General features: G+C 71.3%; 28 protein-coding genes. 9 read left to right on the top strand and 19 right to left on the bottom strand.

Annotated features, from left to right (window positions below):
* Positions 1–29: 29 nt before the first annotated feature.
* From KALB_RS39260 to KALB_RS39245, 4 genes are all read left to right on the top strand, one after another.
* Positions 30–263 carry a hypothetical protein gene (locus tag KALB_RS39260; protein ID WP_025361159.1) on the top strand — a complete coding sequence of 78 codons (234 nt, stop codon included), beginning with the start codon at positions 30–32 and terminating at the stop codon, positions 261–263.
* A gap of 184 nt (positions 264–447) precedes the next feature.
* Positions 448–1653 carry a M20 family metallopeptidase gene (locus KALB_RS39255; protein ID WP_030111524.1) on the top strand — a complete coding sequence of 402 codons (1206 nt, stop codon included), beginning with the start codon at positions 448–450 and terminating at the stop codon, positions 1651–1653.
* Positions 1650–2942: an amidohydrolase gene (locus KALB_RS39250; RefSeq protein WP_025361157.1), complete on the top strand. Its 1293-nt coding sequence runs from the start codon at positions 1650–1652 to the stop codon at positions 2940–2942. The genes KALB_RS39255 and KALB_RS39250 overlap by 4 nt, the downstream gene beginning before the upstream one ends.
* Before the next feature lie 142 nt (positions 2943–3084).
* Positions 3085–3975, top strand: a complete 891-nt coding sequence (locus tag KALB_RS39245; protein ID WP_025361156.1) for a DUF559 domain-containing protein — start codon at positions 3085–3087, stop codon at positions 3973–3975.
* 162 nt (positions 3976–4137) lie between these two features.
* Here the strand turns inward: KALB_RS39245 and KALB_RS39240 are convergent, their stop codons facing one another.
* Positions 4138–4587, bottom strand: a complete 450-nt coding sequence (locus KALB_RS39240; protein ID WP_025361155.1) for a gamma-glutamylcyclotransferase family protein — start codon at positions 4585–4587, stop codon at positions 4138–4140.
* Between the two features lie 117 nt (positions 4588–4704).
* On the opposite strand from KALB_RS39240, the gene KALB_RS39235 reads away from it, so the two are divergent.
* On the top strand, positions 4705–6105 hold the full coding sequence (locus KALB_RS39235; protein ID WP_025361154.1) for an NAD(P)H-quinone dehydrogenase: 1401 nt from the start codon (positions 4705–4707) through the stop codon (positions 6103–6105).
* Positions 6106–6180: 75 nt separating this feature from the next.
* Positions 6181–6567: a hypothetical protein gene (locus KALB_RS39230; RefSeq protein ID WP_148309823.1), complete on the top strand. Its 387-nt coding sequence runs from the start codon at positions 6181–6183 to the stop codon at positions 6565–6567.
* A 70-nt stretch (positions 6568–6637) separates the two neighbouring features.
* Here KALB_RS39230 and glpK read toward each other — a convergent pair whose 3' ends face one another.
* Both glpK and KALB_RS39220 read right to left on the bottom strand, forming a co-directional pair.
* Entirely contained in the window at positions 6638–8143 is a 1506-nt protein-coding gene (glpK, locus tag KALB_RS39225; protein ID WP_025361152.1) for a glycerol kinase GlpK, read from the bottom strand.
* Positions 8144–8157: 14 nt separating this feature from the next.
* Positions 8158–8907 (bottom strand): MIP/aquaporin family protein, encoded by a 750-nt coding sequence (locus KALB_RS39220; protein ID WP_025361151.1) that lies wholly within the window; start codon positions 8905–8907, stop codon positions 8158–8160.
* 228 nt (positions 8908–9135) lie between these two features.
* Between KALB_RS39220 and KALB_RS39215 the strand changes: the two genes are divergently transcribed.
* Entirely contained in the window at positions 9136–10866 is a 1731-nt protein-coding gene (locus KALB_RS39215; RefSeq protein WP_030111525.1) for a glycerol-3-phosphate dehydrogenase/oxidase, read from the top strand.
* Between the two features lie 509 nt (positions 10867–11375).
* On the opposite strand, the gene KALB_RS39210 is transcribed toward KALB_RS39215, so the two are convergent.
* The 9 genes from KALB_RS39210 to KALB_RS39170 all read right to left on the bottom strand — a co-directional run bounded on the left by KALB_RS39210 (position 11376) and on the right by KALB_RS39170 (position 18065).
* Entirely contained in the window at positions 11376–12149 is a 774-nt protein-coding gene (locus KALB_RS39210; protein ID WP_025361149.1) for an ESX secretion-associated protein EspG, read from the bottom strand.
* A 2-nt stretch (positions 12150–12151) separates the two neighbouring features.
* Positions 12152–12946: a PPE domain-containing protein gene (locus tag KALB_RS39205; protein ID WP_025361148.1), complete on the bottom strand. Its 795-nt coding sequence runs from the start codon at positions 12944–12946 to the stop codon at positions 12152–12154.
* Entirely contained in the window at positions 12946–13314 is a 369-nt protein-coding gene (locus tag KALB_RS39200; protein WP_025361147.1) for a hypothetical protein, read from the bottom strand. The genes KALB_RS39205 and KALB_RS39200 overlap by 1 nt, the downstream gene beginning before the upstream one ends.
* A gap of 118 nt (positions 13315–13432) precedes the next feature.
* The gene (locus tag KALB_RS39195) at positions 13433–14023 is read right to left on the bottom strand and encodes a DUF3558 domain-containing protein (protein WP_030108148.1); all 591 of its coding nucleotides are present in this window, start codon (positions 14021–14023) and stop codon (positions 13433–13435) included.
* 6 nt (positions 14024–14029) lie between these two features.
* Positions 14030–14551, bottom strand: coding sequence for a GNAT family N-acetyltransferase (locus tag KALB_RS39190; RefSeq protein ID WP_025361145.1), 522 nt, complete (start codon positions 14549–14551; stop codon positions 14030–14032).
* Positions 14552–14560: 9 nt separating this feature from the next.
* The gene (locus KALB_RS49690) at positions 14561–15202 is read right to left on the bottom strand and encodes an HAD family hydrolase (RefSeq protein WP_025361144.1); all 642 of its coding nucleotides are present in this window, start codon (positions 15200–15202) and stop codon (positions 14561–14563) included.
* Complete coding sequence (locus KALB_RS44650; protein ID WP_025361143.1) at positions 15199–15567, bottom strand: DUF1707 SHOCT-like domain-containing protein; 369 nt, start codon at positions 15565–15567, stop codon at positions 15199–15201. The genes KALB_RS49690 and KALB_RS44650 overlap by 4 nt, the downstream gene beginning before the upstream one ends.
* 17 nt (positions 15568–15584) lie before the next feature.
* The gene (locus KALB_RS39175) at positions 15585–16184 is read right to left on the bottom strand and encodes a DUF1707 SHOCT-like domain-containing protein (RefSeq protein ID WP_025361142.1); all 600 of its coding nucleotides are present in this window, start codon (positions 16182–16184) and stop codon (positions 15585–15587) included.
* Between the two features lie 90 nt (positions 16185–16274).
* Complete coding sequence (locus KALB_RS39170) at positions 16275–18065, bottom strand: acetyl/propionyl/methylcrotonyl-CoA carboxylase subunit alpha (RefSeq protein WP_025361141.1); 1791 nt, start codon at positions 18063–18065, stop codon at positions 16275–16277.
* Between the two features lie 193 nt (positions 18066–18258).
* Between KALB_RS39170 and KALB_RS39165 the strand changes: the two genes are divergently transcribed.
* Positions 18259–18966, top strand: coding sequence for a hypothetical protein (locus KALB_RS39165; protein ID WP_148309822.1), 708 nt, complete (start codon positions 18259–18261; stop codon positions 18964–18966).
* A gap of 192 nt (positions 18967–19158) precedes the next feature.
* Here the strand turns inward: KALB_RS39165 and KALB_RS39160 are convergent, their stop codons facing one another.
* The 7 genes from KALB_RS39160 to KALB_RS39135 all read right to left on the bottom strand — a co-directional run bounded on the left by KALB_RS39160 (position 19159) and on the right by KALB_RS39135 (position 24555).
* A complete protein-coding gene (locus KALB_RS39160; RefSeq protein WP_025361139.1) occupies positions 19159–19800 on the bottom strand; it encodes a Maf family protein in 642 nt (213 codons plus the stop codon).
* Positions 19801–19815: 15 nt separating this feature from the next.
* Entirely contained in the window at positions 19816–19959 is a 144-nt protein-coding gene (locus KALB_RS48010) for a hypothetical protein (protein WP_158510889.1), read from the bottom strand.
* 45 nt (positions 19960–20004) lie between these two features.
* Positions 20005–21810 carry a Xaa-Pro dipeptidyl-peptidase gene (locus KALB_RS39155; RefSeq protein WP_148310011.1) on the bottom strand — a complete coding sequence of 602 codons (1806 nt, stop codon included), beginning with the start codon at positions 21808–21810 and terminating at the stop codon, positions 20005–20007.
* A gap of 100 nt (positions 21811–21910) precedes the next feature.
* Positions 21911–22147 carry an acyl-CoA carboxylase subunit epsilon gene (locus tag KALB_RS39150; protein ID WP_025361137.1) on the bottom strand — a complete coding sequence of 79 codons (237 nt, stop codon included), beginning with the start codon at positions 22145–22147 and terminating at the stop codon, positions 21911–21913.
* A complete protein-coding gene (locus tag KALB_RS39145) occupies positions 22144–23781 on the bottom strand; it encodes an acyl-CoA carboxylase subunit beta (protein WP_025361136.1) in 1638 nt (545 codons plus the stop codon). The genes KALB_RS39150 and KALB_RS39145 overlap by 4 nt, the downstream gene beginning before the upstream one ends.
* A 100-nt stretch (positions 23782–23881) precedes the next feature.
* Positions 23882–24226: a HepT-like ribonuclease domain-containing protein gene (locus tag KALB_RS39140; RefSeq protein WP_025361135.1), complete on the bottom strand. Its 345-nt coding sequence runs from the start codon at positions 24224–24226 to the stop codon at positions 23882–23884.
* Positions 24223–24555, bottom strand: coding sequence for a nucleotidyltransferase family protein (locus tag KALB_RS39135; RefSeq protein WP_042221277.1), 333 nt, complete (start codon positions 24553–24555; stop codon positions 24223–24225). Before KALB_RS39135 ends, KALB_RS39140 begins: the two co-directional genes overlap by 4 nt.
* Before the next feature lie 130 nt (positions 24556–24685).
* On the opposite strand from KALB_RS39135, the gene KALB_RS39130 reads away from it, so the two are divergent.
* Positions 24686–25510 (top strand): biotin--[acetyl-CoA-carboxylase] ligase, encoded by an 825-nt coding sequence (locus KALB_RS39130; protein ID WP_025361133.1) that lies wholly within the window; start codon positions 24686–24688, stop codon positions 25508–25510.
* Positions 25511–25541: the final 31 nt, after the last annotated feature.

Genomic DNA, 25541 nt, shown 5'->3' with positions numbered 1-25541 from the left:
CAACACCCGCCCCGGCGAGGAGGCAGTCGATGTCCCGTGTGCTCGCGCTCGGCACCGTGTTCCTGTGGGCCGTGCTGACCGCGCCGACCGCGTGGGCGGACGACCCGACCCCGCAGCCCGGCCCCTCGCTCAACCCACCGCAGAACCAGGGGCTCGGTGAGGACGCCAAGCAGAAGCTGATCATCGTGGTCGTGGTGGCCGCGCTGCTGGCGATCGTCTGGTACGGGCGCAGGGTGCGCAAGAGGAACCAGAGCGCGGGCTGAGCCGACCCTCCCACATCGTGGGACAGACTTCGCCGCCCGCCGACGATTTCATGATCATTAACTGAACGGCGGGTACAGCCAGGCATAACTTTCCCGCGATCGGCCCGCCGCTCGGCGCATTCTGGGCACCGGCCAGCCCCCAACGCGCAAAACTCCACCGGACAGGAAGGACCGGTGGGGCAGGATGGCGCAAGTGAGTACCGACCCCAAGGCGACCTGCCGCGCAGTGCTGCAGCGGTACGAGGACGCACTCGTCGGACTCTCCCGCAGCATCCATGCGGAACCGGAGCTGGCGTTCCGCGAGCACCGCAGCGCCGCGAAGATCGCCGACCTGGCCGAGCGCGAGGGCTTCCAGGTGGAGCGCGGGGTCGCCGGACTGGACACCGCCTTCACCGCCACCTACGGCACCGGTGAGCTGGTCGTGGCCCTGTGCGCCGAGTACGACGCGCTGCCCGAGGTCGGGCACGCCTGCGGGCACAACGTCATTGCCGCCTCCTCCACCGGCACCGCGCTGGCCCTGCGCGAGGTCGCCGACCAGCTGGGCATCACCGTGAAGCTGATCGGCACGCCTGCCGAGGAGGCCGGTGGCGGCAAGGTCCTGATGCTGGAGCGCGGTGTCTTCGACGACGCCGCGATGGCGATGATGGTGCACCCCTCGCCGGACGAGACCTGCGCCTCGCCCTCCCTGGCCATCGTGGACCTGGAGGTCACCTACCGAGGCAAGGAGTCGCACGCCGCCGCGGCGCCACACCTGGGCGTGAACGCCGCTGACGCGGTTACCCTTGCCCAAGTGGCAATCGGGCTGGCCCGCCAGCACCTCGAGCCGAAACAGATGGTTCACGGCATCGTCACCAACGGCGGTGCCGCGCCCAATATCGTTCCCGCGAGGACGTCTGCGCTGTTCTACCTGCGTGCGGCGGACCTCGAATCGTTGCAGCGCCTGGACAACCGCATCCGGGGTTGCTTCGAGGCCGGTGCCGTGGGCACCGGGTGCGCCCTGGAGGTCGAGCAGGTCTCCCCGGTGTACACCGAACTGGCGCCGGATGAGTGGCTGGCGCAGGCGTACCGCGCCGCCGCCACCGAACTCGGCCGCTGCCTGCTGAGCCCGCAGGAGGAACTGCTGCGGACAGCGGGCAGCACCGACATGGGCAACGTCACGAGGGCGTTGCCCGGGATCCACCCAACCATTGCAATCGATTGCGGAGACGCGGTGAACCACCAGCCGGAGTTCGCCGCGGCCTGCGCCTCGCCATCAGCGGACAGGGCCGTGCTCGACGGCGCCCTGTCGATGGCGTGGACCGCGGTGGCCGCGGCGACCGACTCCGACCAGCGGGCAAGACTGCTCGACGGGGTGCGGCACCGAAGCGGATCCGCTGGAGGTGTGGCGTGACCGTGCTGGACTCGCGGCCCGAGCTGCCCCTGGAGGGCGAGGGCGACCGGCGCGAAGCAGGTTCCGAGATGCTGATCACCGACTCCGGGGTCAGCATGTCAGACGTGCAGGACCTCGGTGCCGGACGTGGCCCGTCCTGGCTCGACGAGTGGCTGGGCAGAGGGCTCGCCGACGTCGTCGCCTGGCGGCGGCACGTGCACGCGCACCCCGAGCTGTCCTACCAGGAGCACCAGACCACAGACCTACTCGTCAGCCAACTGCGCTCGGCGGGCCTGCACCCGAAGGTGCTGCCCGGCGGGACCGGTCTGCTCTGCGACATCGGCACCGGCGAGCGCTGCGTGGCGCTGCGGGCCGACATCGACGCGCTGCCGCTGACCGAGGCCACCGGCCTGCCATTCTCATCCACAGTGGACGGTGCGTGCCACGCGTGCGGTCACGACGCGCACACCGCGGTGCTGCTCGGCGCGGCCCTGGCCCTGGCCTCCGCCCCCGAGCTGCCCGGCCGCGTGCGGCTGGTGTTCCAGCCCGCCGAGGAGGCCATGCCCGGCGGAGCGCTGCGCGTCATCGAGGCGGGCGGTCTCGAGGGCGTGGAGCGGATCTTCGGCCTGCACTGTGACCCGAGGTTGCAGGTCGGCAGGGTCGGCACCCGTGTCGGGCCGATCACCTCCGCCGCCGACATGCTGGAGCTGCGGCTGACCTCACCCGGTGGGCACACCTCGCGCCCGCACCTGACCGCCGACCTGGTGCACGCGCTCGGCACGGTGATCACCGGCCTGCCCGCGCTGCTCAACCGCCGGGTCGACCCGCGCTCGGGCACGGTGCTGACCTGGGGTGCGGTGCACGCGGGTGAGGCCGCCAACGCCGTGCCGCAGAGCGGAGTGCTGCGCGGCACCCTGCGCACCGGGGACCACCACGTGTGGGAGGACCTGGAACCGCTGGTCAAGGACCTGGTGCAGTCGCTGCTGTGGCCGACCGGGGTGGGCTTCGAACTGGTGCACACCCGCGGGGTGCCGCCCGTGGTCAACGAGGCGGAGAGCACCGCGCTGCTGCGCGCGGGCGTGGAGGCGGCACTGGGCGAGGACGCGCTGGCCGGGACCGAGCAGTCCTCCGGCGGCGAGGACTTCGCCTGGTACCTGGAACACGTGGCCGGCTCGTTCGCGCGCCTGGGCGTGTGGAGCGGCGAGGGGCGGCAGTACGACCTGCACCAGCCGACCTTCGTGCTCGACGAGCGGGCGATCCCCGTGGGCATCCGGCTGATGGTCCACACCGCCCTGACCGCCCTGGCCTGAGCTGTTCCACACCGCGTGTCGGCGCTTCCGGTACGGCGTGTCGGACGTTCCCGTGCGGTGAGTTGTCCACAGGCAGGGTAGTTGTCCACAAGTCGAGAAATGCCTGGTGACAGGGTGATCTGGCGCCCACATCGTCAGATGTATGACCAGTTTGCCCACAGGCCTGTACGGCGCCTTCACCCGTGACCAACTTCGGCTCGCGCTGGGTGATCGCGGAGCGCGAATCGCGCTCCGCGATCACCGTGCGCTGCACTTCACGCGCGACGTCCTGGTCGATGCGCGACGCGCACTCTCCTTGCACACGAGATGCGCCGCCTCTGTGCTCGCGGCCACGCCGCCTGTGACGCTCACCAGTTTCACCGCCGCTGCCCTGCATGGCTGCGCTGCCGCCTTGCACGTGCCGGTCCACCTACATGTCCGCTACGACCGCCAGATCAGGTCCAGGGCCGGGCTGCGCGTCCACCAGGGCGACTACGAGGACCAGGACGTGGTGGACGTCGACGGCCTGCCGGTGTTCGTCCCCGAGCGGGTGATCGCCGGGTTGATCTGTGACGAGACTCGCTGGCGGGCCTTGGCCTGTTTCGACGAACTGCTCTCCAGGCTCTCCCCGGTCCGTCGTGCGGCGTTCAAGGCCGATGTCGCCCACAGGGTGCGTGAACGCCGGGACCGCCGCGGGACCCGTCGGGCGGAGTTGTTGTTCGAGCTGGCCAGCGGTTTGCCCGAGTCGCCGTCGGAAAGCAAGCTCCTGCTCACCGTCGTAGACGCTGGCCTCGCTGCGCCGACGTGCCAGCACGAGGTCTGCAAGCTCGACGGCACCTTGCTCTACAGGCTCGACTTCGCCTGGCCGGATGCGATGGTCGCGCTGGAGTACGACGGTTACGCGGCACATGAGGGGCGGGACGAGCAGGATCGCGCCCGGGACGAGGACCTCCATCGACGGGGCTGGCTCGTCCTGCGCGCCACTGCTGAGGACCTGCGGGAGCCTGCGGCGCTCATCGCCAGGTTGCGCGCGGCCCTCGGACGGCGGCGGTGAGCCGGACCGTCGAACGCACCGCACCGGAAGCGCCGACACGCGGTTCCGGAATGTCGAACACGCGGTACCGAAGGCGCCGACACACCGCGCCGGAACGTCCGACACGCGGTACGGGAAGCGCCGACACGCGGTGCCGGAACGTCCGACACGCCGGGACTCGCGTTAGCCGTTCAGGCCTCGGCAGGGGCGGGTGCGCAGGTCGGCGACGTAGTCGTCCGGGGCGCCCGCGGCCTCCGCGGCGTCGGCGACCACGCCCAGGTACCGGGCCGAGGGCAGGCCGCCCTCGTAGGCGTCGAGCACGTAGAGCCAGGACACGGCGGTGCCCTCCAGGGTCTGCGCCCGCAACCGGATCTTCTTGTACAGGCCGAGCGCGCCCTCCCAGCGGTCCAGGGTCGACTCGTCCCTGGGGCTGACGTCGTAGAGCACGACGAAGACCTGCGAGTCGGGGTCCTCGACGATCGTGGCGAGGGAGCCCTCCCAGCCGAGGTCCTCGCCGCCGAAGGTCAGACGCCATCCGGCGAGCCATCCGGTTCCCGCCATCGGCGAGTGCGGAGCTCGCTCCATCATCTGGTTCGGGTCCATGTTGGACCCGTAAGCGGCGTAGAGCGGCACGACGACAGAGTAGCGACCTCGGCGATCAGCGGCCGGGATGCCGAGCGGGTCGCGCGCCCGGTCAGCCGACCGCGTACGGTTGCACCGGCTTGTGACGACCGGTAAGAGGAGGACCCGGTGACCCGGATCGTGATCATGGGCGGTGGCCCTGCCGGCTACGAGGCAGCCCTGGTCGCGGCACCGCACGGTGCCGAGGTCACCGTGGTGGAGCGGGACGGCCTCGGCGGGGCCTGCGTGCTCTACGACTGCGTGCCCTCGAAGACCTACATCGCCTCGGCGGGGGCCCGATCGGCCTTCCGCAATGCCGGTGAGCTGGGCATTCGCACGAACAGCTCGGAGGCGGGCGTCGAGGTGCCCGTGGTCCACGGACGGGTGAAGGGGCTCGCGCTGGCGCAGTCCGCCGACGTCCGGGCCAAGTTGCAGCGCGAGGGCGTGCGCCTGATCACCGGTACCGCCCGGCTCTGCGACGACGCGCCGGGCCTGGCCCAGCACCGCGTGGTGGTCACCACCAGTGAGGGCGAGGAGGTGCTGCCCGCCGACATCGTGTTGATCGCCACTGGCGCGACCCCGCGCGTGTTGCCCGGGGCCGTGCCCGACGGCGAGCGCATCCTGGACTGGCGGCAGATCTACGACCTGGCCGAGCTGCCGGAACACCTGATCGTGGTGGGCTCCGGCGTGACCGGTGCGGAGTTCGCCTCCGCCTACACCGAGATCGGGGTCAAGGTCACCCTGGTGTCCAGCCGGGACCGGGTGCTGCCGCACGAGGACGCCGACGCCGCCGCCGTGCTGGAGGACGTGTTCCTGGAGCGGGGCAGCGACATGGCCAAGCACGCCCGCGCCGACCGGGTCGAGCGCACCGAGAAGGGCGTGAAGGTCTACCTGGAGGACGGTCGCACCGTCGAGGGAAGCCACGCGCTGATGACGGTCGGCTCGGTGCCCAACACCGCCGACATCGGCCTGGACCGGATCGGCATCGAGCTGGGCCGGGGCGGGTTCATCCCGGTGGACCGCGTGTCGCGCACCACGGTCAGCGGGGTCTACGCGGCCGGGGACTGCACGGGCGTGCTGATGCTCGCCTCGGTGGCCGCCATGCAGGGCCGCATCGCCATGTGGCACGCCCTGGGCGAGGCCGTGCAGCCGATCCGGCTCAAGACGGTGGCCGCGAACGTGTTCACCAACCCGGAGATCGCCACGGTCGGCATCAGCCAGCAGGCCATCGACTCCGGTGAGGTGCCCGCGCGCACGATCATGCTGCCGCTGGCCACCAACCCGCGCGCCAAGATGGAGGGCCTGCGCAGGGGCTTCGTGAAGCTGTTCTGCCGACCGGCCACCGGCGTGGTCATCGGCGGGGTCGTGGTGGCCCCGACGGCCAGCGAGCTGATCCTGCCGATCGCGCTGGCCGTGCAGAACCAGCTCAGCGTGGAGAACCTCGCGCACACCTTCGCGGTCTACCCCTCGCTGTCGGGTTCGATCACCGACGCGGGCCGTCAGCTGATGCGTCACGACGATCTCGACTAGCCGTGCAACCCCCTCGCCACCCCGCGCCGTCTGCACAGTGTCGGACACCGCGGCGAGGCGAGGGAGATGGCGGCCATGCGATTCGGGACCACCTTCGCGGTGACGCTGGCCGCCGGGTTGGTAGCAGGGGCCAGCCCGGCTCTCGCCGCCGCGGACCCGATACCGGTGTCGATCTCGGTGAGTCCCGCTGAGGGACGCCCGGGTGACGCGGTGACGGTGCAGGTGGCCTGCGAGGACACCCGGCTCGGGGTGGTCTCCTCCGCGGTGCTCACCGTGCAAGCGCTGTCCCGCGATCCGGACGGCCACCAGCCGTGGCTGCTCACCGGCGCAGGTGAGGTCAACGCGGACGCCCACCCCGGCCGTTACGAGGTGTCGGTGGCCTGCGGTGACCAGACGCCGAGCACCTGGTTCACGGTGCGGTCGGCACAGACCGGGGGTGGGGCACAGCCCACCCTCGAATGAGGCCGTGCCGCCGGGGATTTCCGCAAGCAGGGGTGCTTGAAAACCCCGGCGGCACGACCCCAGTGTGGTGTCAGCCCTGCACCCAGTCGAAGGTCTTGGTGACCGCGCGCTTCCAGTTCTGGTACTGCTCGGTGCGGGTGGACTCCGCCATCGCCGGGTCCCACTGCTTGTCCTGGGCCCAGTTCTGCCGGATGTCCTCCTCGCCCGCCCAGAAGCCGACCGCCAGCCCGGCCGCGTAGGCGGCGCCGAGCGCGGTGGTCTCGGCCACCACCGGGCGGATCACCGGAACGCCCAGGATGTCGGCCTGGAACTGCATGAGCAGCTCGTTGACCACCATGCCGCCGTCCACCTTGAGCGACTTCAGCGGCACGCCCGAGTCGGCGTTCATCGCCTCGATCACCTCGCGGGACTGGAAGGCCGTGGCCTCCAGCACCGCGCGGGCCAGGTGGCCCTTGTTCACGAACCGGGTCAGGCCGACGATCGCCCCGCGCGCGTCGGAGCGCCAGTAGGGCGCGAACAGGCCGGAGAAGGCGGGCACGAAGTAGCAGCCGCCGTTGTCCTCGACCGAGCGCGCGTGCTCCTCGATCTCCGCCGCCGAACCGATCATGCCCAGGTTGTCCCTGAGCCACTGCACCAGCGAGCCGGTGACCGCGATGGAGCCCTCCAGGGCGTACACGGTGTCCCTCTCGCCGATCTTGTAGCAGACCGTGGTGAGCAGGCCGTTCTCGCTGAGCACCTTCTCCGTGCCGGTGTTGAGCAGCACGAAGTTGCCGGTGCCGTAGGTGTTCTTCGCCTCGCCGGGCGACAGGCAGGCCTGGCCGAAGGTGGCGGCCTGCTGGTCGCCGAGGATGCCCGCGATCGGCACCCCGGCCAGCGCCCCGCGCTCACGCACCTTGCCGTACTCCTCGGAGGAGGAGCGGATCTCCGGCAGCATGGACAGCGGGATGCCCATGTCCTTGGCGATCTCGGCGTCCCAGCTGAGTGTGTCCAGGTCCATCAGCAGGGTGCGCGAGGCGTTGGTGGGGTCGGTGGCGTGCACTCCGCCGTCCACCCCGCCGGTCATGTTCCACAGCACCCAGGTGTCCATGTTGCCGAAGACCAGGTCACCGGCCTCGGCCTTCTCGCGGGCGCCCTCGACGTTGTCCAGGATCCAGCGGACCTTCGGCCCGGAGAAGTACGTGGCCAGCGGCAGGCCGGTCTTGGCCCGGTAGCGCTCCTGCCCGCCGCCCAGCGCCTCGAGTTCGGCACAGATCCTGTCGGTGCGCGTGTCCTGCCAGACGATCGCGTTGTAGACCGGCTCACCGGTGGTGCGGTCCCACACCACGGCGGTCTCGCGCTGGTTGGTGATGCCCACCGCGACGATGTCGCTGGCGTGCAGGTCGGCCTTGGCCAGCGCGCCAGCGGCCACCTCGCGGGTGTTGGACCAGACCTCCTTCGGGTCGTGCTCGACCCAGCCCGCCTTCGGGAAGATCTGCTCGTGCTCCTTCTGGTCCACCGACACGACCCGGCCGGAGTGGTCGAAGATCATGCAGCGGGTCGACGTGGTGCCCTGGTCGATCGCGGCTACGTAAGGCATCGGGTTGTTCCCCTTCAGGACGTGGGCAGCACGAGGTAGAGCAGGGCGGCGAGCACGCCGCCGACGACGGGGCCGAGCACCGGCACCCAGGAGTAGCCCCAGTCGCCACGACCCTTGCCGCGGATGGGCATCAGGAAGGCGTAGGCGATGCGCGGTCCGAGGTCGCGCGCGGGGTTGATGGCGTACCCGGTGGGGCCGCCGAGCGAGGTGCCGATGACCAGCACGACGAACGCGACACCGGCGTAGCCCAGCGCCGAGTTGCCGAACTGCGGCACGCCGTCGGTGCCTGCCGTCTTGGCCGCCGGGCTGAGCAGCACCCAGATGACCAGCACGAACGTGCCGATCACCTCGGTGACCAGGTTCCAGGTCGTGCCGCGGATGGTCGGGGCGGTGGAGAAGATGCCCAGCGTGTTGCGCGGCTCGTCGTGCCGGTCGAACTGGAGCTTGTAGGTGGCCCAGCAGAGCATGGCGCCGATGATCGCGCCGAGGAACTGGCCCGCGAGGTAGAACGGCACCTTGTCCCAGCCGACCTTGTCCGCCACGGCCAGCGCCAGTGTCAGCGCCGGGTTGAGATGGGCTCCGCTCGGGCTGGCCAAGCTGGCACCGGTGAACACCGCGAAACCCCAGCCCACATTGATGAACAATGTGCCGCCGTTGTTGCCGTTGGTGTTCTTCAGCACAGCGTTGGCCACCACGCCAGTGCCCAGCAGGATCAGCACCGCTGTGCCGATCGTCTCCCACACGAAGATTGCCCCGTAGGTCATGCCTGCTCCCCACCCCCGCTGGCCTCGGTGGCAACGGGAGCCCGGACGTTACTTAGCGGTACAGGGACTGTCTACGGTGGTCACGCCCACTGCGCCAGCCGGAGCAGTGCACAACGACTCGCTCGGAGCCGCGCGCGGGCGCCGATGCCGGTAGCGTGATGATCCGTCGGACCAGCGTCGTTGTCAGGGAGGCGAGTGGCCGTGGCCAGCCGGAAACCACGTGGTTCAGTGGAGCGCTCCAACGCCGCCCAGACCGGACGGCTCGGCACGGACGAACGGGAGCGGGACTGGCAGCGGCTGGAGAACGAGACCTTCGACCTCGTCGTCATCGGCGGGGGCGTGGTCGGGGTGGGCACCGCGCTGGACGCGGCCACCCGCGGCCTGCGGGTCGCCCTGATCGAGGCGCGCGACCTCGCCTCGGGCACCTCCAGCCGGTCCAGCAAGCTGTTCCACGGCGGTCTGCGCTACCTGGAGCAGTTGGAGTTCGGGCTGGTCAGGGAGGCCCTGCGCGAGCGCGAGCTGATGCTGACCAGGCTCGCGCCGCACCTGGTGAAGCCGGTCAGCTTCCTGTACCCGCTCAGCCACCGCATCTGGGAACGCCCCTACACCGCAGCCGGGCTGCTGCTGTACGACACCATGGGCGGCGCGCGCTCGGTGCCCGGTCAGAAGCACCTGACCAGGGCGGGCGCCCTGCGCATGGTGCCCGCACTCAAGCGCAACGCGCTGATCGGCGGCATCCGGTACTACGACGCCCAGGCCGACGACGCCCGGCACACGATGATGGTCGGCCGCACCGCGGCGCACTACGGGGCCGTGGTGCGCACGTCCACGCAGGTGGTCGGCTTCCTGCGTGAGGCGGACCGGGTGTCCGGCGTGCGCGTGCGGGACGTGGAGGACGGCCGGGAGACCGAGGTCAAGGCCAACGCGGTGATCAACTGCACCGGGGTGTGGACCGACGACCTCCAGAAGCTGTCCGGCAGCCGCGGCCGGTTCCGGGTGCGCGCCTCCAAGGGCGTGCACATCGTGGTGCCGCGCGACCGGATCGTCGCCGAGTCCGGACTGATCCTGCGCACCGAGAAGTCGGTGCTGTTCGTCATCCCGTGGCGCAACCACTGGATCGTCGGCACCACCGACACCGACTGGAACCTCGACCTGGCCCACCCCGCCGCCACCAAGCGGGACATCGACTACATCCTCGAACACGTCAACACCGTGCTGGCCACGCCGCTGACCCACGAGGACATCGAGGGCGTCTACGCCGGGCTGCGGCCCCTGCTGGCCGGTGAGAGCGAGGAGACCTCCAAGCTCTCGCGCGAGCACGCCGTGGCACGGGTCGCGCCGGGACTGGTCGCGATCGCGGGCGGCAAGTACACGACGTACCGGGTGATGGCCGCCGACGCCGTGGACGCCGCGTCCGCCGACCTGCCCGGGCGGTTGCAGCCCTCGATCACCGACAAGGTGCCGCTGCTGGGTGCGGACGGGTACCACGCGCTGGTCAACCAGGCAGATCAGCTGGCGGCCCGCTACGGCCTGCACCCGTACCGCGTGCGGCACCTGCTCGACCGGTACGGCTCGCTGGTGCACGAGGTGCTCGCCGTGGCCGACGAGGACGCCGAACTGCTGCGCCCGCTGCCCGCCGCCCCGGACTACCTCCAGGTCGAGATCGTGTACGCGGCCAGCCACGAGGGGGCGCTGCACCTGGAGGACACGCTCACCCGGCGGACCCGCATCTCGATCGAGTACCCGCACCGCGGGGTGGACTGCGCGGAGCAGGTCGCCAAGCTGATGGCGGGCGTGCTCGGCTGGGACGACAAGCGGGTCGCCCGCGAGGTCGAGGTCTACACCGCGCGGGTCGAGGCCGAGCGCGCCTCGCAGACCGTGCCCGATGACGAGGCGGCCGACGAGGCCAGGTCGGCGGCCCCGGAAGCCCGGCCGGACCTGCTCGACTCGGTGAGCTGAGGGGGTGCTCGGGTCGCGCGCTGGAGTGAGGCGGGCGCTGGTGCGCGAGTCCCGCTCTCGGGGGTGTGAGTCCCGCCCACAGGACGGCGAATCCCGCCCACAGGCACGCGAGTCCCGCTCGCGGGGTTGCTCGGGTCGCCCGCTGGACTGATGCGGGCTCTCCCGAGCGGGCTTGGGCGTTCGCTGGGGACGGCTGTGCCCGCTTCGCTCTTGGCGATCCTCCGGATCGCGGCGTCTTCGCTCTGGTCCGGTCTCTTCCCTTGTCCGAAGATGATCACTGGACAGATGTGATCATCTTCGGCCTGCGGTCCAGAGACCGGCGCGAAGACGCGGGCACGGGGTGGGCGGGTCGGGTGGAGGGCAGGAGAGGGCTCTCAAAGCGGGATTCGCGGGCCGGAGGGCGGGGTTCGCGTGCCCCTGGGCGGGATTCGCGGGCCGGTGGGCGGGACTCGGCTGCGGCTGGGCGGGACTCGCGTGCCGGTGGGCGGGACTCGTCGTGAGCCTTGGGGTCAGTGGGCCAGGGCGGCGGCCTCGTTGACCAGGTCGACCACGTGCTGGCCCAGGCGGCGCTGGTCGGCGGGCGCCACGGTGCTCCACGCCTGTCCACCCGGCTCGGCACGCCGCAACTGCACGTAGCGCCCCCGCACCGTGTCGAAGTAGCCGACCACGCGGTCGGGCCGGTGCCGCCTGCCCCAGCGGTCGCGGGCCGCCGCGCCGAACTGGCCGCGCGCCCGCACCCCGGTGACCATCGCGCCGAGTTCGTCGGCGTCCGCCGGGCTCACCCCGTGGTCGCGCAGCACCCAGCCCAGGTCGTCCGGGGTGCTGGTCTGCTCCACGGCGGCGTCCAGTTCGGCGCTGGGCACGCTCACCGAGTAGCCGGGGCCCGCGGGAAGGTCGGGCAGCAGGGACAGCACGGCGTGCGGCATGCCCTCGGCGATGATCGACCGCAGGGTGAGCGTGTCCTCGGTGAGTACGGCCAGCACCCCGTCCTGGCCCTTCGCGGCGGCCACGGCCCGCACGCCCTGCCCGATCCACAGCCGGGCGTCGATCTCGTACTGCGGGCGGTCGAGCAGGCACAGCAGGTCGACCAGCGCGGGGTCGATGCCGGAGCTGCCGCCGACGAGTCCGCGTTCGGCCAGCGAGTCCCACACGGCGTCGGCGAGCTCGGCCCGCTCGGTGTAGGTCTTGCCCGGTGAGGGCACGTGCAGTGCCAGCGGCGGCTGGTCGAACCTGAGGTGCTCCCAGAGCACGTCGAACTCCAGCGCCGAGATGGTCAGCGACATGCTCAGTGCTCGCCAAGCACCGGCGGCACCACGGCGTGGCTGTCCCCGAACAGGCCGTCCGCGGCGAACAGGTAGTTGCCGCGCTCGGGCTCGGCCGGGCTGGACGACTGGCCGCCAGGACGCTGCCCCGGCACCACCGGCGCGGAACGCGTGGCCGAGGGCGCCCGTCGCTGCGCCGGGGCACTGGCGCCCACCGGCCTGGTGCCCAGCGGGCTCGGTACCGCGAACGGATCACCGGTGGACCGCTCGAGCGCGGCGGCACCCGCCACGACCTGCGGCGGCGGTGCGAAGGGGGTCAGCGTGCCGGTGTTGCTCGCGGTGCTGGTCTGGTAGGTGTTCATCACCTCGTACGCCCTGGTGGTGGCCGCCTGGTGGGCCGCCTCGGCGATCTCGGCGTCGATCTGCCCCGCGAACAGCTGCCGCAGCCCGCCGAGCAGGTCGGTGGGCTGCTCCGGGGTGGCCGGGACCGGCACCGGCATGTCGGCGCGGGCCGCGCTCAGGTGCTCGGCCTGCAACTCGGTGCTGCTGCGCATCGCCTCGGCACCCGCGTGGGCCTGCGCCGCCCAGCTGGCCAGCGGGCCGATGCCCTCCCGTGCCCGCTCGGCCGCGGACCCGGTCCAGCCCGTCGTGGAGTCGGACACCCCGCGCAACAGGTCGTTGTTGATCTCCGCGAGGGTGCCGGACAGTTCGGCCCAGCGGCTGGCCGGGGTGGCCGCGGCGGCCGGTCCCGGGCCGGAGTTCAGCGCGTCGTACAGCTCCTGGTGGGTGTACCCCTGCCAGCGGAAGTCACCGGACATCAGCACCCGCCCTGGCCGTTGATCAGCTTTGTGTTGTCGTGCTCCACCTGGTGGTACTGCTGCTCCACCTGCGTCAACGCGTCCAGCGCGCCCTTGAGCTGGCGCTGGTAGGCCTGCAGGGAGTCCAGCGCGGAGCCACCCCCGCCGTAGGCGTGCTCGTTGAAGTCGGCGGCCGCCTGCTCGCTGACCGGGTCACCGGCCCACGGCCGGATCCGCACGTCGGACACGGCCATCTCGATCTGCCTGTCCAGCTTCACCAGCGCGGTGGTGAACACCTTGCGCAGGTTCGGGATCGCGGCGGGATCGACCCGGAAACTGCCGGCCAGCACCGCGGCCGGATCCGGTGCCGGGGACGTCCGTTGCGGCACTTGCGACCTCCCGTGCGGGGTGTGGGGCCACACACTGTAGCGACCCTGCGTAGCGGCGAGCTGTGGTCAGCGTGACATCCCTACTGGTGGGTTTGTCAATCGGCCGGCGGGGTGGCCCTTATCTCGAAGTGGACAGACTGGTCACGGCGGCCTCCGCGACCCGTTGCGCGCCAAGGCAAAGATCATCTTGTGGGATCGGTTGCGCCCCACCGCCATCGCGGAAGAGCACGTCCAGGAACTGGCCCTCGGCCAGGTCCACCTCCACGTTGCAGAGCGTGGTCAGGCCCGGAGTGCGCACGATCAGTCCCGGAAATCCCACGATCGTGGCGGATTTGGCCTCCACCTGGGCCTCGTCGGAGATCCACAGCTGCACGCCCTCGGTGGTGACCAGCGCCAGGCGTGCGACCGCCCCGCTGTAGGTGCCGCGGATCGTGCAGGCCCTGGCCTTGAGGTCGCTGTCGGTGTACGGGGTGGGCGTGGTGTCCAGGCTCAGCCGCTTGCGCTGGTCCTTGCTCAGGATCTCGCAGGGCGCCACCTTGTCCAGCGGGATGTCCCTCGGGCGCGGCGGCATGGTCAGCGGCACCGAGGTGGTCGTCGGCGGACTCGTGGTCGGGCCCGCGGTGAGCGCCTGGTTGGCCGGGTCGGGACCCGTCGCGGAGCAGCCGCCCACGGCCAGCGCGGCGCACAGCACGAACAGCCCTCGTCGCATGGGCGCCTACGGTAGCCGCAAGGTCCAGACGTGCACGCGGCCGCTCTTGCGATCGATCGTCCGGTCGAAGCCGAACCCGCACTTCTCGGCGACCCGGCGCGAGGCCGTGTTGCCGTCCTCGAAGTGGTACTCGACCCTGCGCAGCCCCAGCGCGCCGCCGCCGAAGCGCAGCGCCGCGGCCAGTCCCTCGCTGACCACGCCCCGGCCCCGGTGCTCCGGCACCGTCCAGCACGCCGCCTCGGCCGTGCCCACTGCCAGGTCCAGGTCCTTCAGGCCCACCTCGCCGAGCAGCTCCCCGGTGTTCTGGTTGGCCACCGCCCAGGAGCAGCGCCGGTCCTCGGCCCACTCCCGGGCCCGCAGGGCCACGTAGTCGCCCGCGTCCCGCAGGGTGTCCACCCGGTGGCTGAGCCAGCGCAGGCTGACCGGGTCGGAGAACGCCGCGAGGATCGCCGGGCGGTCGTCCACCCGGTCGTCGGCGCGCAGGTGCCGCAGGTAGTAGCTGCCCGCGTTGATCTCGACCGGTTCCACGCGCACACGCTAATTCATGCCGGTCACGAAGCCCTCTTCGCGGTCGGCCAGCTCGGTCAGCTCCGCGAGGTGCGCGCCCGCCGGGGTTCCGTCCGGGGCGGTGCGCAGCTCGACCACCCAGTCCGCGTCCTCGGCGTCGTCCTCGCCGGCCAGCATGTCCCGGTGCACCGCGCAGGGCGCCCAGCCCGACTGTTCCAGCTCGGCCGCCAGCCGGTGGGCGTCCTCCTTGTCGGACAACACGATCAGCGCACCGTCCTGTTCGGACTGATCGTGATCCACAGTGGACTGTTCGTCGAGCAGGCCGCGCGCGGAGAGCGCTTCCCGCAGGGCCCTCGCGGTCGGCACGTGGGCCGCGTCGATGCCCAGACCCCTTGCCGCTGCGACGTTCTCGGGGTCCTCGTCGCAGAGCAGGGTGGCCGACACGGAGTGCTGCAACACCCTCAGCGCGCGGCGGAACGCCTCCGGATCTGGTTTGGCCACACCGATTCGTGCGCTGGACACGACCGCGTCCACCTCGGGGTCGAGCCTGGCACGTTCCGGGCTGTTCGCGAACCGGACCACCCGGCACCGCCGACGGGCCGCGCGCACCAGGTCCAGTGCTTCCCCGTCCGCCCCGTCCAGGTCGAGCAGCAGCAGTGAGGGTCGGGTCACCGGTTGCCCCGCGCCATCGCGTTGAGCACCAGGGTGACGGCGATCGCCAGCGGGATCAGCCACAACAGCCGCAGTTCCAGCCCACCCAGGATCGCGGCGACCCACACCAGCCCGATCACCGGCACGAGCGCCCGGCGGGACATCGTGAAGCCCCGCCTGCGCACGAGGTCCACGGGCATGAACTCGGGTCGGGGATCGGGCAGGTCGGTGAACAGCGCGATCACCTCGCCGCGGGTGCGGGCGGTGGCCAGCCTGGCCGCGCGGTCCCCGTACTCGTCGATGCCCAGCCGACCGTCCCGCATGTGCACGCCGAGGTCTGCCAGGGCCTGCTGGCGCTCGGCGTCACCGACGCGGAGGTCGTCCACGACAAGGACTCTACGGCTCAGCGGTCGCCGCGGCGAAGTTCCCTGCGGCGGTCCCGCAGACGGTCGCGCAACTCCCGGTGTTGCTCGCGCATTTCCCGGTGTTGCTCGCGCCGCTCCTGGTGGAACTCACGGTGCATGGCGCGCTGCTCCGAGTGCGGCATGCGGTGCGTCTGGTGGCGCTGGTCGTGTTCCCAGTGCTTGCCCCACAACGCGCCCGCCACGCTGGACAGTGCCAGCGGGATCAGCATCAACAACCAGATGCCCAGGTGCCAGGACAGCAGGCCGAAGCCGATCCACGCCAGCGGGAGCAGGGCGGCGGCGACGCGTTGGATCGCCTTGCGCTCGTCCCCCGAGGTCGGTTGCGGTGCCTGCACCGGCGCGGGCGCGGGTGCCGCCGGGGCGGCACTGGCGGCACTGAAGGAGGGCTTGGGTGCGGGCAGGTCGGTGAACAGGGCGAGCAGTTCGTTCTGGGTGCGTGCGGTGGCCACCCGCGCGGAGCGGTCCCCGTACTCGTCGATGTCCAGGCGCCCGGCACTCATGTGCTCGCCGAGCGCTTTGAGGGCGTCCTCGCGCTCGGCGTCACCGATGCGCAGTTCCAGCGACTCGGATTCGCTCACGCCACCAATCGTACGGTGCACCCATGGCTTCGCGTCATGACATCTGTCGTGATCCCGGCTGTTGCCGGGATCACGACTTCGTCACGTACCTCAGTCCTTGAGCTCGCAGATGACGGTGCCCTGGGTCACGGTCTCACCCGCGGCGGCGGCCAGGCCGGTGACCGTGCCCGACTTGTGCGCGGTGACCGGGTTCTCCATCTTCATGGCCTCCAGCACGACGATCAGCTCGCCCGCCTCGACCTGCTGGCCCTCGGTGACCGCGACCTTCACGATGGTGCCCTGCATGGGCGCCGCCACCGCGTCCCCGGACACCGCGGCCGAGGACTTGCCCGCCCGCTTGCGCGGCTTGGCCTTGGCCGGTGCCGCGGCACCGCCGCCGCCCACCGCGAGGTTCGCGGGCAGCGACACCTCCAGCCGACGGCCGCCGACCTCGACCACGACGGTCTGCCGCTCGGCCTCGTCCTCGGCGGCCTCGGCCGGGTCGTTGAACGGCGGGATCTGGTTGTCGAACTCGGTCTCGATCCACCGGGTGTGCACGGTGAACCCGTCCTTGCCGGTGAAGGCCGGGTCCCGCACGATCGCGCGGTGGAAGGGCAGCACGGTGGCCATGCCCTCGGCGACCATCTCGTCCAGGGCGCGGCGGGCCCTGGCCAGCGCCTGCTGGCGGTCCTCGCCGGTGACGATCAGCTTGGCCAGCAGCGAGTCGAACTGCCCGCCGATGACGTCCCCGGAGCGCACGCCCGCGTCCACCCGGACACCGGGGCCGGAGGGCTCCACGAAACGGGTGACCGTGCCGGGGGCGGGCAGGAAGTTGCGGCCCGCGTCCTCGCCGTTGATGCGGAACTCGATCGAGTGGCCGCGCGGCTCGGGGTCGTGGTCGAAGCGCAGCGGCTCACCCGCGGCGATGCGGAACTGCTCCAGCACCAGGTCGATGCCCGAGGTCTCCTCGCTGACCGGGTGCTCCACCTGAAGCCGGGTGTTGACCTCCAGGAAGGAGATCGCCCCGTCGTTGCCGACCAGGTACTCCACGGTGCCCGCGCCGTAGTAACCGGCCTCGGCGCAGATGGCGCGCGCCGAGGTGTGGATGGTCTTGCGCTGCTCCTCGGTGAGGAACGGGGCGGGCGCCTCCTCCACCAGCTTCTGGTGGCGGCGCTGCAACGAGCAGTCCCGGGTGCCGACCACGATCACGTTGCCGTGCTGGTCGGCGAGCACCTGGGCCTCGACGTGGCGCGGCTTGTCCAGGTAGCGCTCCACGAAGCACTCGCCGCGGCCGAAGGCGGTGACCGCCTCGCGCACCGCGCTGTCGAACAGTTCCGGGATCTCCTCGATGGTGCGGGCCACCTTCAGGCCGCGACCGCCGCCGCCGAAAGCAGCCTTGATGGCCACCGGCAGGCCGTGTTCCTGCGCGAAGGCGACGACCTCGTCCGGGCCCGCGACCGGGTCCTTCGTGCCGGGCACCAGCGGGGCGCCCGCGCGCATGGCGATGTGCCGGGCAGTCACCTTGTCGCCGAGGTCGCGGATGGCCTGCGGGCTTGGCCCGATCCAGATCAGCCCCGCGTCGATCACGGCCTGGGCGAACTCGGCGTTCTCGGAGAGGAAGCCGTAGCCGGGGTGCACCGAGTCGGCGCCCGCGCGGGCGGCGACGTCCAGGAGCTTGTCCACCGACAGGTAGCTGTCCGCGGGGGTGGAGCCGCCGAGCGCGAACGCCTCGTCGGCCAGGCCGACGAACGGGGCGTCGCGGTCCGGGTCGGCGTACACGGCGACGCTGGTCAGTCCAGCGTCCTTGCAGGCGCGGATGACCCGCACGGCGATCTCACCGCGGTTGGCGACCAGGACCTTGCGCAACACGACGGGACCCAGGTCAGCGGCCGGCTGTGGCACGCCTTACCTCCTCGTACGACCGGGCGCGCACACCGTGCCCAGGACTGTCTGGAATGCGCGAGCTTCGCAGGAGTCTACGGACCCCCGGCTCGGACGTGGGCGAGAGCAAGCTCACGCGGTGACTCCCAGCGGGCGGATGCTGTCCTGGATGTGCAGAATCGCAGTGCCAGGTCCGCGTCCGACAGGAGTTCTTGTGCCTGCCCGTGCCCCCCGAGCCGTGCTCGTCACGTTGGTGGCGGCCACTGTCGTGGTGGTGGCCATGGCGGCGGTGGCCGTCCTGTTCGTACGGTTCCGCGGCACTGCCGCGGCGCCCGTCACGAGCACGCAGGAACCCCAGGCCCCCAAGGCACAGCCGCTGCGGTGCGGTGCTCAGGAGTGCACGCAACTGGCCGTGGCCAAGCTCGGCACCGAGACCGTGGAACTGCTCGCCGACGCCCAGGGACGCGCTGGTCGGGTGCGCATCGAGAGCGCCGCGGGCAGCAGTGTGTTCGAGACCACGGGCATCCAGGACAACAAATCCGCGCTCACCTCGCGCTCGCTGGAGTGCGTGCCCGGGGCCAGCCCCGCGTGCCTGGTGCGGATCAGTCAGAACGGGGAGAGCCTCGGCGAGGTGTTCGTCGGCAGGAGCGGGGTGTGGAGCCGGGGGGAGAGCACCTACGCCTCCACCGACGACTACCTCGCGCTGCGCGACATCACCGGGGACGGCACGCCCGAGGTGGTGGCCGTGCAACTGTCCTGCGGGGACAATCCCGCTCCCAGTTGCACCAAGGCCTTCGCCCAGGTGTTCACCCTCAGCGGGGACGAGATCGGCTGCACCAGGGTCTACCCGGCCAACACCCAACTGCCCGGCTGGCCCACCGTGGCGCCCAGCAGGGCCCAGCTCGGCACCTGCCCGAGCTGACGCCCCACCACCCGTGTCGGCCCGCACTGTCAGACCCCCGCACTAACGTCGGATTCGGGGGCCCGAGATCCCCCAGGGGGAGGACTGAGGTCCCCTGGTTCAACGTTACGCCGGAGGTCCGACAGTTCCGGGAACGGAGCGGGACGCAGGGCGAATACGGGGGGATTCACCAGTGTTGGGGCCCACTTCCGGTCAACGAACGGGTGCTGGACTGGCCTTCCACAGCTCGGCGACGCTGACCCCGACCTCGGCGAGCAGCCGCCTGGTCAGCGGCAGGCTGATGCCGATCACGCTGGACGGGTCCCCGTCGATGCCCTCCACGAACCAGCCGCCGAGCCCGTCCAGGGTGAACGCGCCCGCCACGGCGAGCGGCTCCTCGCTGGCCAGGTAGGCGTCCAGGTCCTGCTCGGTCGGGTGGCCGAACCGCACGCGGGTGGTCTGCGCCCCGTCGGCCGAGGCAACGACCTCGCCGCCCGCGATGCGCCGCACGGCGTGCCCGGTGAGCAGCTCGCCGGTGGTGCCCGCCATACGCGCCCACCGCGCGCGGGCCTGCTCGGAGTCCTTGGGCTTGCCGACGACCTCGCCGTCGGCCATGGCCAGCATCGAGTCGCAGCCGATCACCACGGCCTCGGCCAGGTCACCGGCCAGGGCCGTCACCACGGCCTGCGCCTTGGCCGCGGCCAGCGCGCTCACCAGTTCGGCGGGGGTCGGGTCGGTGAGGGTGGCCGCCACGGCGTCCTCGTCCACACCGGAGACGCGGACCAGGGGCTCGACCCCGGCGGAACGCAGCACGGACAGGCGGGCGGGTGAGGCGGAACCGAGCACGAGTCGCACGGGGCGCGACCCTACCTAGTGGCCGCCCGGCGTGGGCAGGTCAGGGTGCGTCATCAGGTACAGCACCAGGTACGGGCCGAGCGCCACGGCCAGCGCGAACAGCGTGCCGATGCCGACCAGCACCATCGCGATGATCTCCAGCGGAGGTCTCCGACGCATGGCGGTCAGTCTGCGACCGCCATGCCCCGGAGCACATCGGTGGAACTACTTGGGCAGCGTGCCGACCAGCGGCACCTGCACGGTGGTGCGGGTCAGGTCCACGGTCACCCTCGGCCTGCTGTTACCGGTGATCTGCCCGTTGTCGGTGCCGCCGATGACCAGCGCGAGCCGGTGGCCCGCGGACACCACGTGATCGGTGGTGGCCAGCTTGAAGGTCATCGTGTACGCCTTGCCGGGCGTGAGCTGCTGCTGGCTGTTCAGCGAGGCGTAGTGGCCCAGGTCGGCCCAGCCCCGGCTGATCACGTACGAGTCCACGTCCACGGTGTCGGCGGCGGCGTCCTTGAAGCAGGCGCTGTCACCGGCGGCGCTGTCGCCCCAGCAGGACTTGGTGTCCAGCGTGGTGATGCCCTCGCCGCTGCCCTCGAAGTTGCGGATCGTCTCCGGCCCGAGGTCCACCAGCACCGCGGACAGCCGCGCGTTGTTCAGCGAGGACGAGGCCGTCACGGTGATCGAGCCGGTGCCGGACACACGCAGGTCCGAGGTGAGCGTGCCGCTGCTGAACAGCACCCGTGAGCCCAGCACCGAGTCCGGGTTGGCGGTCCAGTCTCGCTCCCCCTGGCCGGGGTTGTCCGTGAACGACTCGGTGGCACCCGGCGCGGGCGCGGTGGAGCCCAGCCTGCCCAGGCCGTTCGTGCCGGTGGCGGCCAGCTTCAGCGTGGTGGCGCTGGGCGCGGCGGGCCAGCTCGGGTCGTCCACCCAGTGGTCGGGAGTCCGTTCCACGCTGGCCACCGGCTCGCGGTCCACGCCGTTGTCGATGCCCATCAGGTAGTGGTCGAACCAGCGGTGCAGGGTGTCCACCCAGTCCGTGCGCCGGTAGTCGAACGGGTCCACGTGCCCGGTCTGGGACAGCCAGATCTTGCGCTGCACCCCGTTGGCGCCCAGGGCATCCCACCACTGCCCGAAGTTGATCGTCTTGACGTTCAGGTCGTTCACGCCGTGCGCCACGAACACGCTGGCCTTCACGTTGGCCGCGTTGGCGTAGTAGTTCCGCTGCGCCCACCACGAGGTGTAGTTGCCGTTGCTGGGCGAGCCCGCGCTGGTCGCCGACTGCACGCTGGAGCAGCCCGACTGGGCCCCGCTGTTCCACACGTAGGTGGCCAGGCCCGCGGGCGTGCCCGCGGTGAGCGAGGCGCCGTTCGCGCGGTAGTAGTCGTACCAGGAGCTGATCGCCGAGATCGGCACGATGGTCTTCAGCCCGGCGACTCCGGTCGCGGCCACCCCGTTGGCGATCGTGCCGTCCCAGGACTTGCCGATCATGCCGACCGAGCCGTTGGACCAGCTCGCCGTGGCCCGGGTCGAGCCGGTGGCACTGGTGTAGCCGGTGGCCCGTCCGTTGAGCCAGTCCACCACGGCCTTCGCCGAGGTGATGTCGGACGGGCCGCCCACGTCCACGCAGCCGTTGGACCGGTTGGTGCCCGCGAGGTCCACCAGCACCACGGCGTAGCCGCGCGGCACGAAGTAGTTGTCGTAGTAGAGCGGGAACTGGACGGGTTTGCCCGCGGAGTCGTAGGTCTTGAGCTGGCTCTCGTTGCCGCGCCCGCAGCAGGAGTAGTACGGGCTGGCGTCCATGATCGTGGGCACCGTCCTGCCCTGGGAGGCGGGCTCGGCGGGCCGGATGATGTCGGCGGCCACCCGCACCGCCCTGCCCTGTGGGTCCTTCAGGCCGGTGTCCACCCAAGCCGTCTCGCGGACGGCGTTGGCGTAGGAGTAGACCGGCTGGCTGCCGCCGTCGTGCGGCGACTGCGCGGCCAGGGCCGCGCCCGCTGTGCCCAACCCGGTGAACGCCACCACGAGCAGCGCGATCAGGGGTCGCGTGAGATGAGAGACCTTCACGACCCGAAGTTAGGTTCGGGCCGTGAAGGTCCAGTAGAGCCGTTCGTCGGGAACGGGTTCAGCGCGCGAAACCCGAAGCGCGCCAAGCGCCCAAACCGGGTCGCAGCGGCTGGCGCAGCAGCGAGGCCCGATCGGCCCACGCGGAGGGCGCCCGCTCGTCCCGCGGCGCACCCGGGGCGGCGGCCAGCCCGGCCACCACCGCGGTCAGCGCCGCCAGTTCCACGTCGTCCGGGGTGCCGCGCACGACGCGCAGCAGCGGGCGCTGGGGCTGCTCCTTGTCCTCCGGCGCGCTCACAGCGGGATGTTCCCGTGCTTCTTGGCGGGCAGGGTCTCCCGCTTCTCGCGCAGCGTGCGCAGCGCGCGGGCCACGTAACCGCGGGTGAACGAGGGCGGGATCACCGAGTCCACGTAGCCGCGCTCGGCCGCCACGTACGGGTTGCACAGGGTGTCCTCGTACTCCTGGATCAGCTTGGCGCGCAACGCCTCCACGTCCTCGCCGCGCTCCTTGGCCTCGGCCAGGGTCTTGCGGTGCACGATGTTGGCCGCGCCCTGCGCGCCCATCACCGCGATCTGCGCCGTGGGCCAGGCCAGGTTCAGGTCGGCGCCCAGGTGCTTGGAACCCATCACGTCGTACGCGCCGCCGTAGGCCTTGCGGGTGATCACGGTCACCAGCGGCACGGTGGCCTCGGCGTAGGCGTAGATCAGCTTCGCCCCGCGCCGGATGATGCCGTTCCACTCCTGGTCGGTGCCGGGCAGGAAGCCGGGCACGTCCACGAAGGTCAGCACCGGGATGTTGAAGGCGTCGCAGGTCCGCACGAAGCGCGCGGCCTTCTCGCTGGCGTCGATGTCCAGGCAGCCCGCGAACTGGGTGGGCTGGTTGGCGACCACGCCGACGCTGCGCCCCTCCACCCGGCCGTAGCCGACGATGATGTTCGGCGCGAACAGCTGGTGGACCTCCAGGAACTCCCCGTCGTCCAGCACGCGGTTGAGCACCTCGTGCATGTCGTAGGGCTGGTTGGCCGAGTCCGGGATCAGGGTGTCCAGCTCGCGGTCGGACTCGGTGATGCCCTCGGCCACCGAACCGGCCTCCTCCAGCCCCGGGAACACCGGCGGCTCGGAGAGGTTGTTCGAGGGCAGGTAGGACAGCAGTTCCTTGACGTAGGCGATCGCGTCGTCCTCGTTCTCGCCAAGGTAGTGCGCGTTGCCCGACTTCGTGTTGTGCGTGCGCCCGCCGCCCAGGTCCTCGAAGCCCACGTCCTCACCGGTGACGGTCTTGATCACGTCGGGGCCGGTGATGAACATGTGCGAGGTCTTGTCGACCATGACCGTGAAGTCGGTCAGCGCGGGGGAGTACACGTGACCGCCCGCCGCCGCGCCCATGATCAGCGAGATCTGCGGGATGACCCCGGAGGCGTGCGTGTTGCGCCGGAAGATCTCCCCGTACAGGCCGAGCGAGACCACGCCCTCCTGGATGCGCGCCCCGCCGCCCTCGTTGATGCCGACCACCGGGCTGCCGGTCTTCATCGCCAGGTCCATGATCTTGACGATCTTCTCGCCGTAGACCTCGCCCAGCGAGCCGCCGAAGATCGTCACGTCCTGGCTGAACACGCAGACCCTGCGGCCGTCCACCGTGCCGTAGCCGACCACCACGCCGTCGCCGTACGGGCGGTTGCGCTCCTGGCCGAAGTTGGTCGAGCGGTGCCTCGCGTGCTCGTCCAGCTCCACGAACGAGCCCGGGTCCAGCAGCATGTCGATCCGCTCGCGGGCGGTCTTCTTGCCCTTCGCGTGCTGCTTCTCCACGGCGCGGGCCGACCCGGCGTGCACCGCCTCGTCGTTGCGCCGGTACAGGTCGGCGAGCTTGCCCGCCGTCGTGTGGATGTCGGGGGCCTCGGTCGGCACCTCGCCAACGGGCTCGGTCGCGCTGCTCATGGGGCCGCAGCCTAGTCAGCACCCGGCCTCAGCGGACCGTGACGTCGCCAACTTCACGGTTGTTCGGGCAATGTCCCCAGTATCGCCCGGACCTGGGGCGTCAGTCCTGGTCGGGCAGCGTCTCCAGGATCGCCTTGATCTGCGGCACCAGCCTGGGCAGTTCCTCAGCGACGACCGCCCACACCGTGTAGAGGTCTACCTCGACGTAGTTGTGCACAGTGTGGTTGCGCATCCCGACGATCTTGCGCCACGGGATGCCTGGATGCGCGGCGCGGACCTCGGCGTCGACGTGGTTCGCGGCCTCGCCGATGATCTCTACAAGCTTGGTGAGCGACAGTTGGATCGTGTCCTCTGCCATGCCAGCCGGGTCGGGTGGGCAGATGCGTCGTGCTCGCTCCGCAGCGTCGAGAATGTCGTTCAGCCGGTCGAAGGTGCTGCGTTTCATAGTGCGATGGCCTGGCTGAGAACCCGGTCGCGGATTCGAGCCTTGAGCCCGTTCGGGGTCGCCACCTGCGTGAACACGTTCAGCAGGCCCTCCACGTCCAGCGCGAAGCCGGTCAGGTCGAACAGGCTGCAGTGCGGTCCTGGATCGACCAGCAGGTCCAGGTCGCTGTCCTCGTCGGCCTCACCGCGTGCGACGGAGCCGAAGACCCGGACGTTGCTCACCTTGTTCCGCTCCGCGATCCGCAGGATCTCCTCGCGGTGGGCGCGGACCTCCTCCAGCGTCACCCGGCGGTGTGGCGCGTCCACCACGGTCACGTCGGCGATGCTCATCGCCGCACCTCGCTGGCGCTCGGCGCAGCGCTTCGCGCGGGCACTGTGCCTATTGATTCGCTCGCAAGCTCGCTCACGGCGCCCTCCTCGTGTGGCCGTCCCAATCCTACCGCGACTAGCCTGAGCAGCCATGACGCAACCGCTGGACCTCGAAGCGCTGCGGGCGGCCCTGGTGGCGCCGGGCGGCCCCTACGCGGCGCTGGACGTGGTGCCGAGTACCGGTTCGACCAACGCCGACCTGCGCGAGGCGGCGAACGCGGGTGCGGAGGACCGCACGGTGCTGATCGCCGAGCAGCAGACGGCCGGGCAGGGCCGCCGGGCGCGCACCTGGGTGTCGCCCGCCGGGTCGGGGATCTACCTGAGCGTGCTGCTGCGCCCGCACGAGGTGCCGCCGAACCGGTTGCCCGGGATCACCCTGCTGGCGGGGGTGGCGCTGGTCAGCACGGTGCGGGCGAGCACCGGGGTGGACGCGGTGCTGAAGTGGCCGAACGACCTGCTGGCGGGTCCGGAGCGGGCCAAGTGCGCGGGCATCCTGGCGGAGTCCATCGGCGGCGGGGCCGTGGTGCTGGGCATCGGCCTGAACGTGGCGGCGTTGCCCGAGGGCGTGCCCGCGGGCGCCGGGGGGCTGCCGCCGACCTCGCTGGAGCAGCAGGGCGCGAGCCACACCGACCGCACCCGGCTGGTCGTGGAGCTGCTGCTCGCGCTGGCCCAGCTGGACGCGCGCTGGCGGCTGGCCTACGGGGACCCGGTGGCCTGCGGGCTGCTCGACGCCTACCGGGAGCACTGCGCCACGCTGGGCCTGCGGGTGCGGGTGGAGCTGCCGGGCAACAGCGAGCTGCTGGGCACGGCGGTGGACGTGGACCGGGAGGGGCAGCTGGTGATCCGCTCGGACGGCGGTGGTCAGCGCGCGGTGCACGCCGGTGACGTGGTGCACCTGCGCTCGGTGACGGGCTGAGCACCGGTACCGTATCGGCGTCACCTGCGGT

This window comes from Kutzneria viridogrisea DSM 43870 (assembly GCF_000525635.1).
GTDB classification, from domain to species: Bacteria; Actinomycetota; Actinomycetes; order Mycobacteriales; family Pseudonocardiaceae; genus Kutzneria; species Kutzneria viridogrisea.
Note: the sequence above shows the minus strand (reverse complement) of the source record. Positions and strands in the feature narration are given on the sequence as shown.

Coding starts and splice junctions, on each gene's coding strand:
- KALB_RS39260 (WP_025361159.1), top strand. CDS start 30: ATGTCCCGTGTGCTCGCGCTCGGCACCGTGTTCCTGTGGGCCGTGCTG.
- KALB_RS39255 (WP_030111524.1), top strand. CDS start 448: ATGGCGCAAGTGAGTACCGACCCCAAGGCGACCTGCCGCGCAGTGCTG.
- KALB_RS39245 (WP_025361156.1), top strand. CDS start 3,085: ATGACCAGTTTGCCCACAGGCCTGTACGGCGCCTTCACCCGTGACCAA.
- KALB_RS39230 (WP_148309823.1), top strand. CDS start 6,181: ATGCGATTCGGGACCACCTTCGCGGTGACGCTGGCCGCCGGGTTGGTA.
- glpK (WP_025361152.1), bottom strand. CDS start 8,143: ATGCCTTACGTAGCCGCGATCGACCAGGGCACCACGTCGACCCGCTGC.
- KALB_RS39220 (WP_025361151.1), bottom strand. CDS start 8,907: ATGACCTACGGGGCAATCTTCGTGTGGGAGACGATCGGCACAGCGGTG.
- KALB_RS39210 (WP_025361149.1), bottom strand. CDS start 12,149: ATGTCGCTGACCATCTCGGCGCTGGAGTTCGACGTGCTCTGGGAGCAC.
- KALB_RS39205 (WP_025361148.1), bottom strand. CDS start 12,946: ATGTCCGGTGACTTCCGCTGGCAGGGGTACACCCACCAGGAGCTGTAC.
- KALB_RS39195 (WP_030108148.1), bottom strand. CDS start 14,023: ATGCGACGAGGGCTGTTCGTGCTGTGCGCCGCGCTGGCCGTGGGCGGC.
- KALB_RS48010 (WP_158510889.1), bottom strand. CDS start 19,959: ATGCGTCGGAGACCTCCGCTGGAGATCATCGCGATGGTGCTGGTCGGC.
- KALB_RS39145 (WP_025361136.1), bottom strand. CDS start 23,781: ATGAGCAGCGCGACCGAGCCCGTTGGCGAGGTGCCGACCGAGGCCCCC.
- KALB_RS39140 (WP_025361135.1), bottom strand. CDS start 24,226: ATGAAACGCAGCACCTTCGACCGGCTGAACGACATTCTCGACGCTGCG.
- KALB_RS39135 (WP_042221277.1), bottom strand. CDS start 24,555: ATGAGCATCGCCGACGTGACCGTGGTGGACGCGCCACACCGCCGGGTG.
- KALB_RS39130 (WP_025361133.1), top strand. CDS start 24,686: ATGACGCAACCGCTGGACCTCGAAGCGCTGCGGGCGGCCCTGGTGGCG.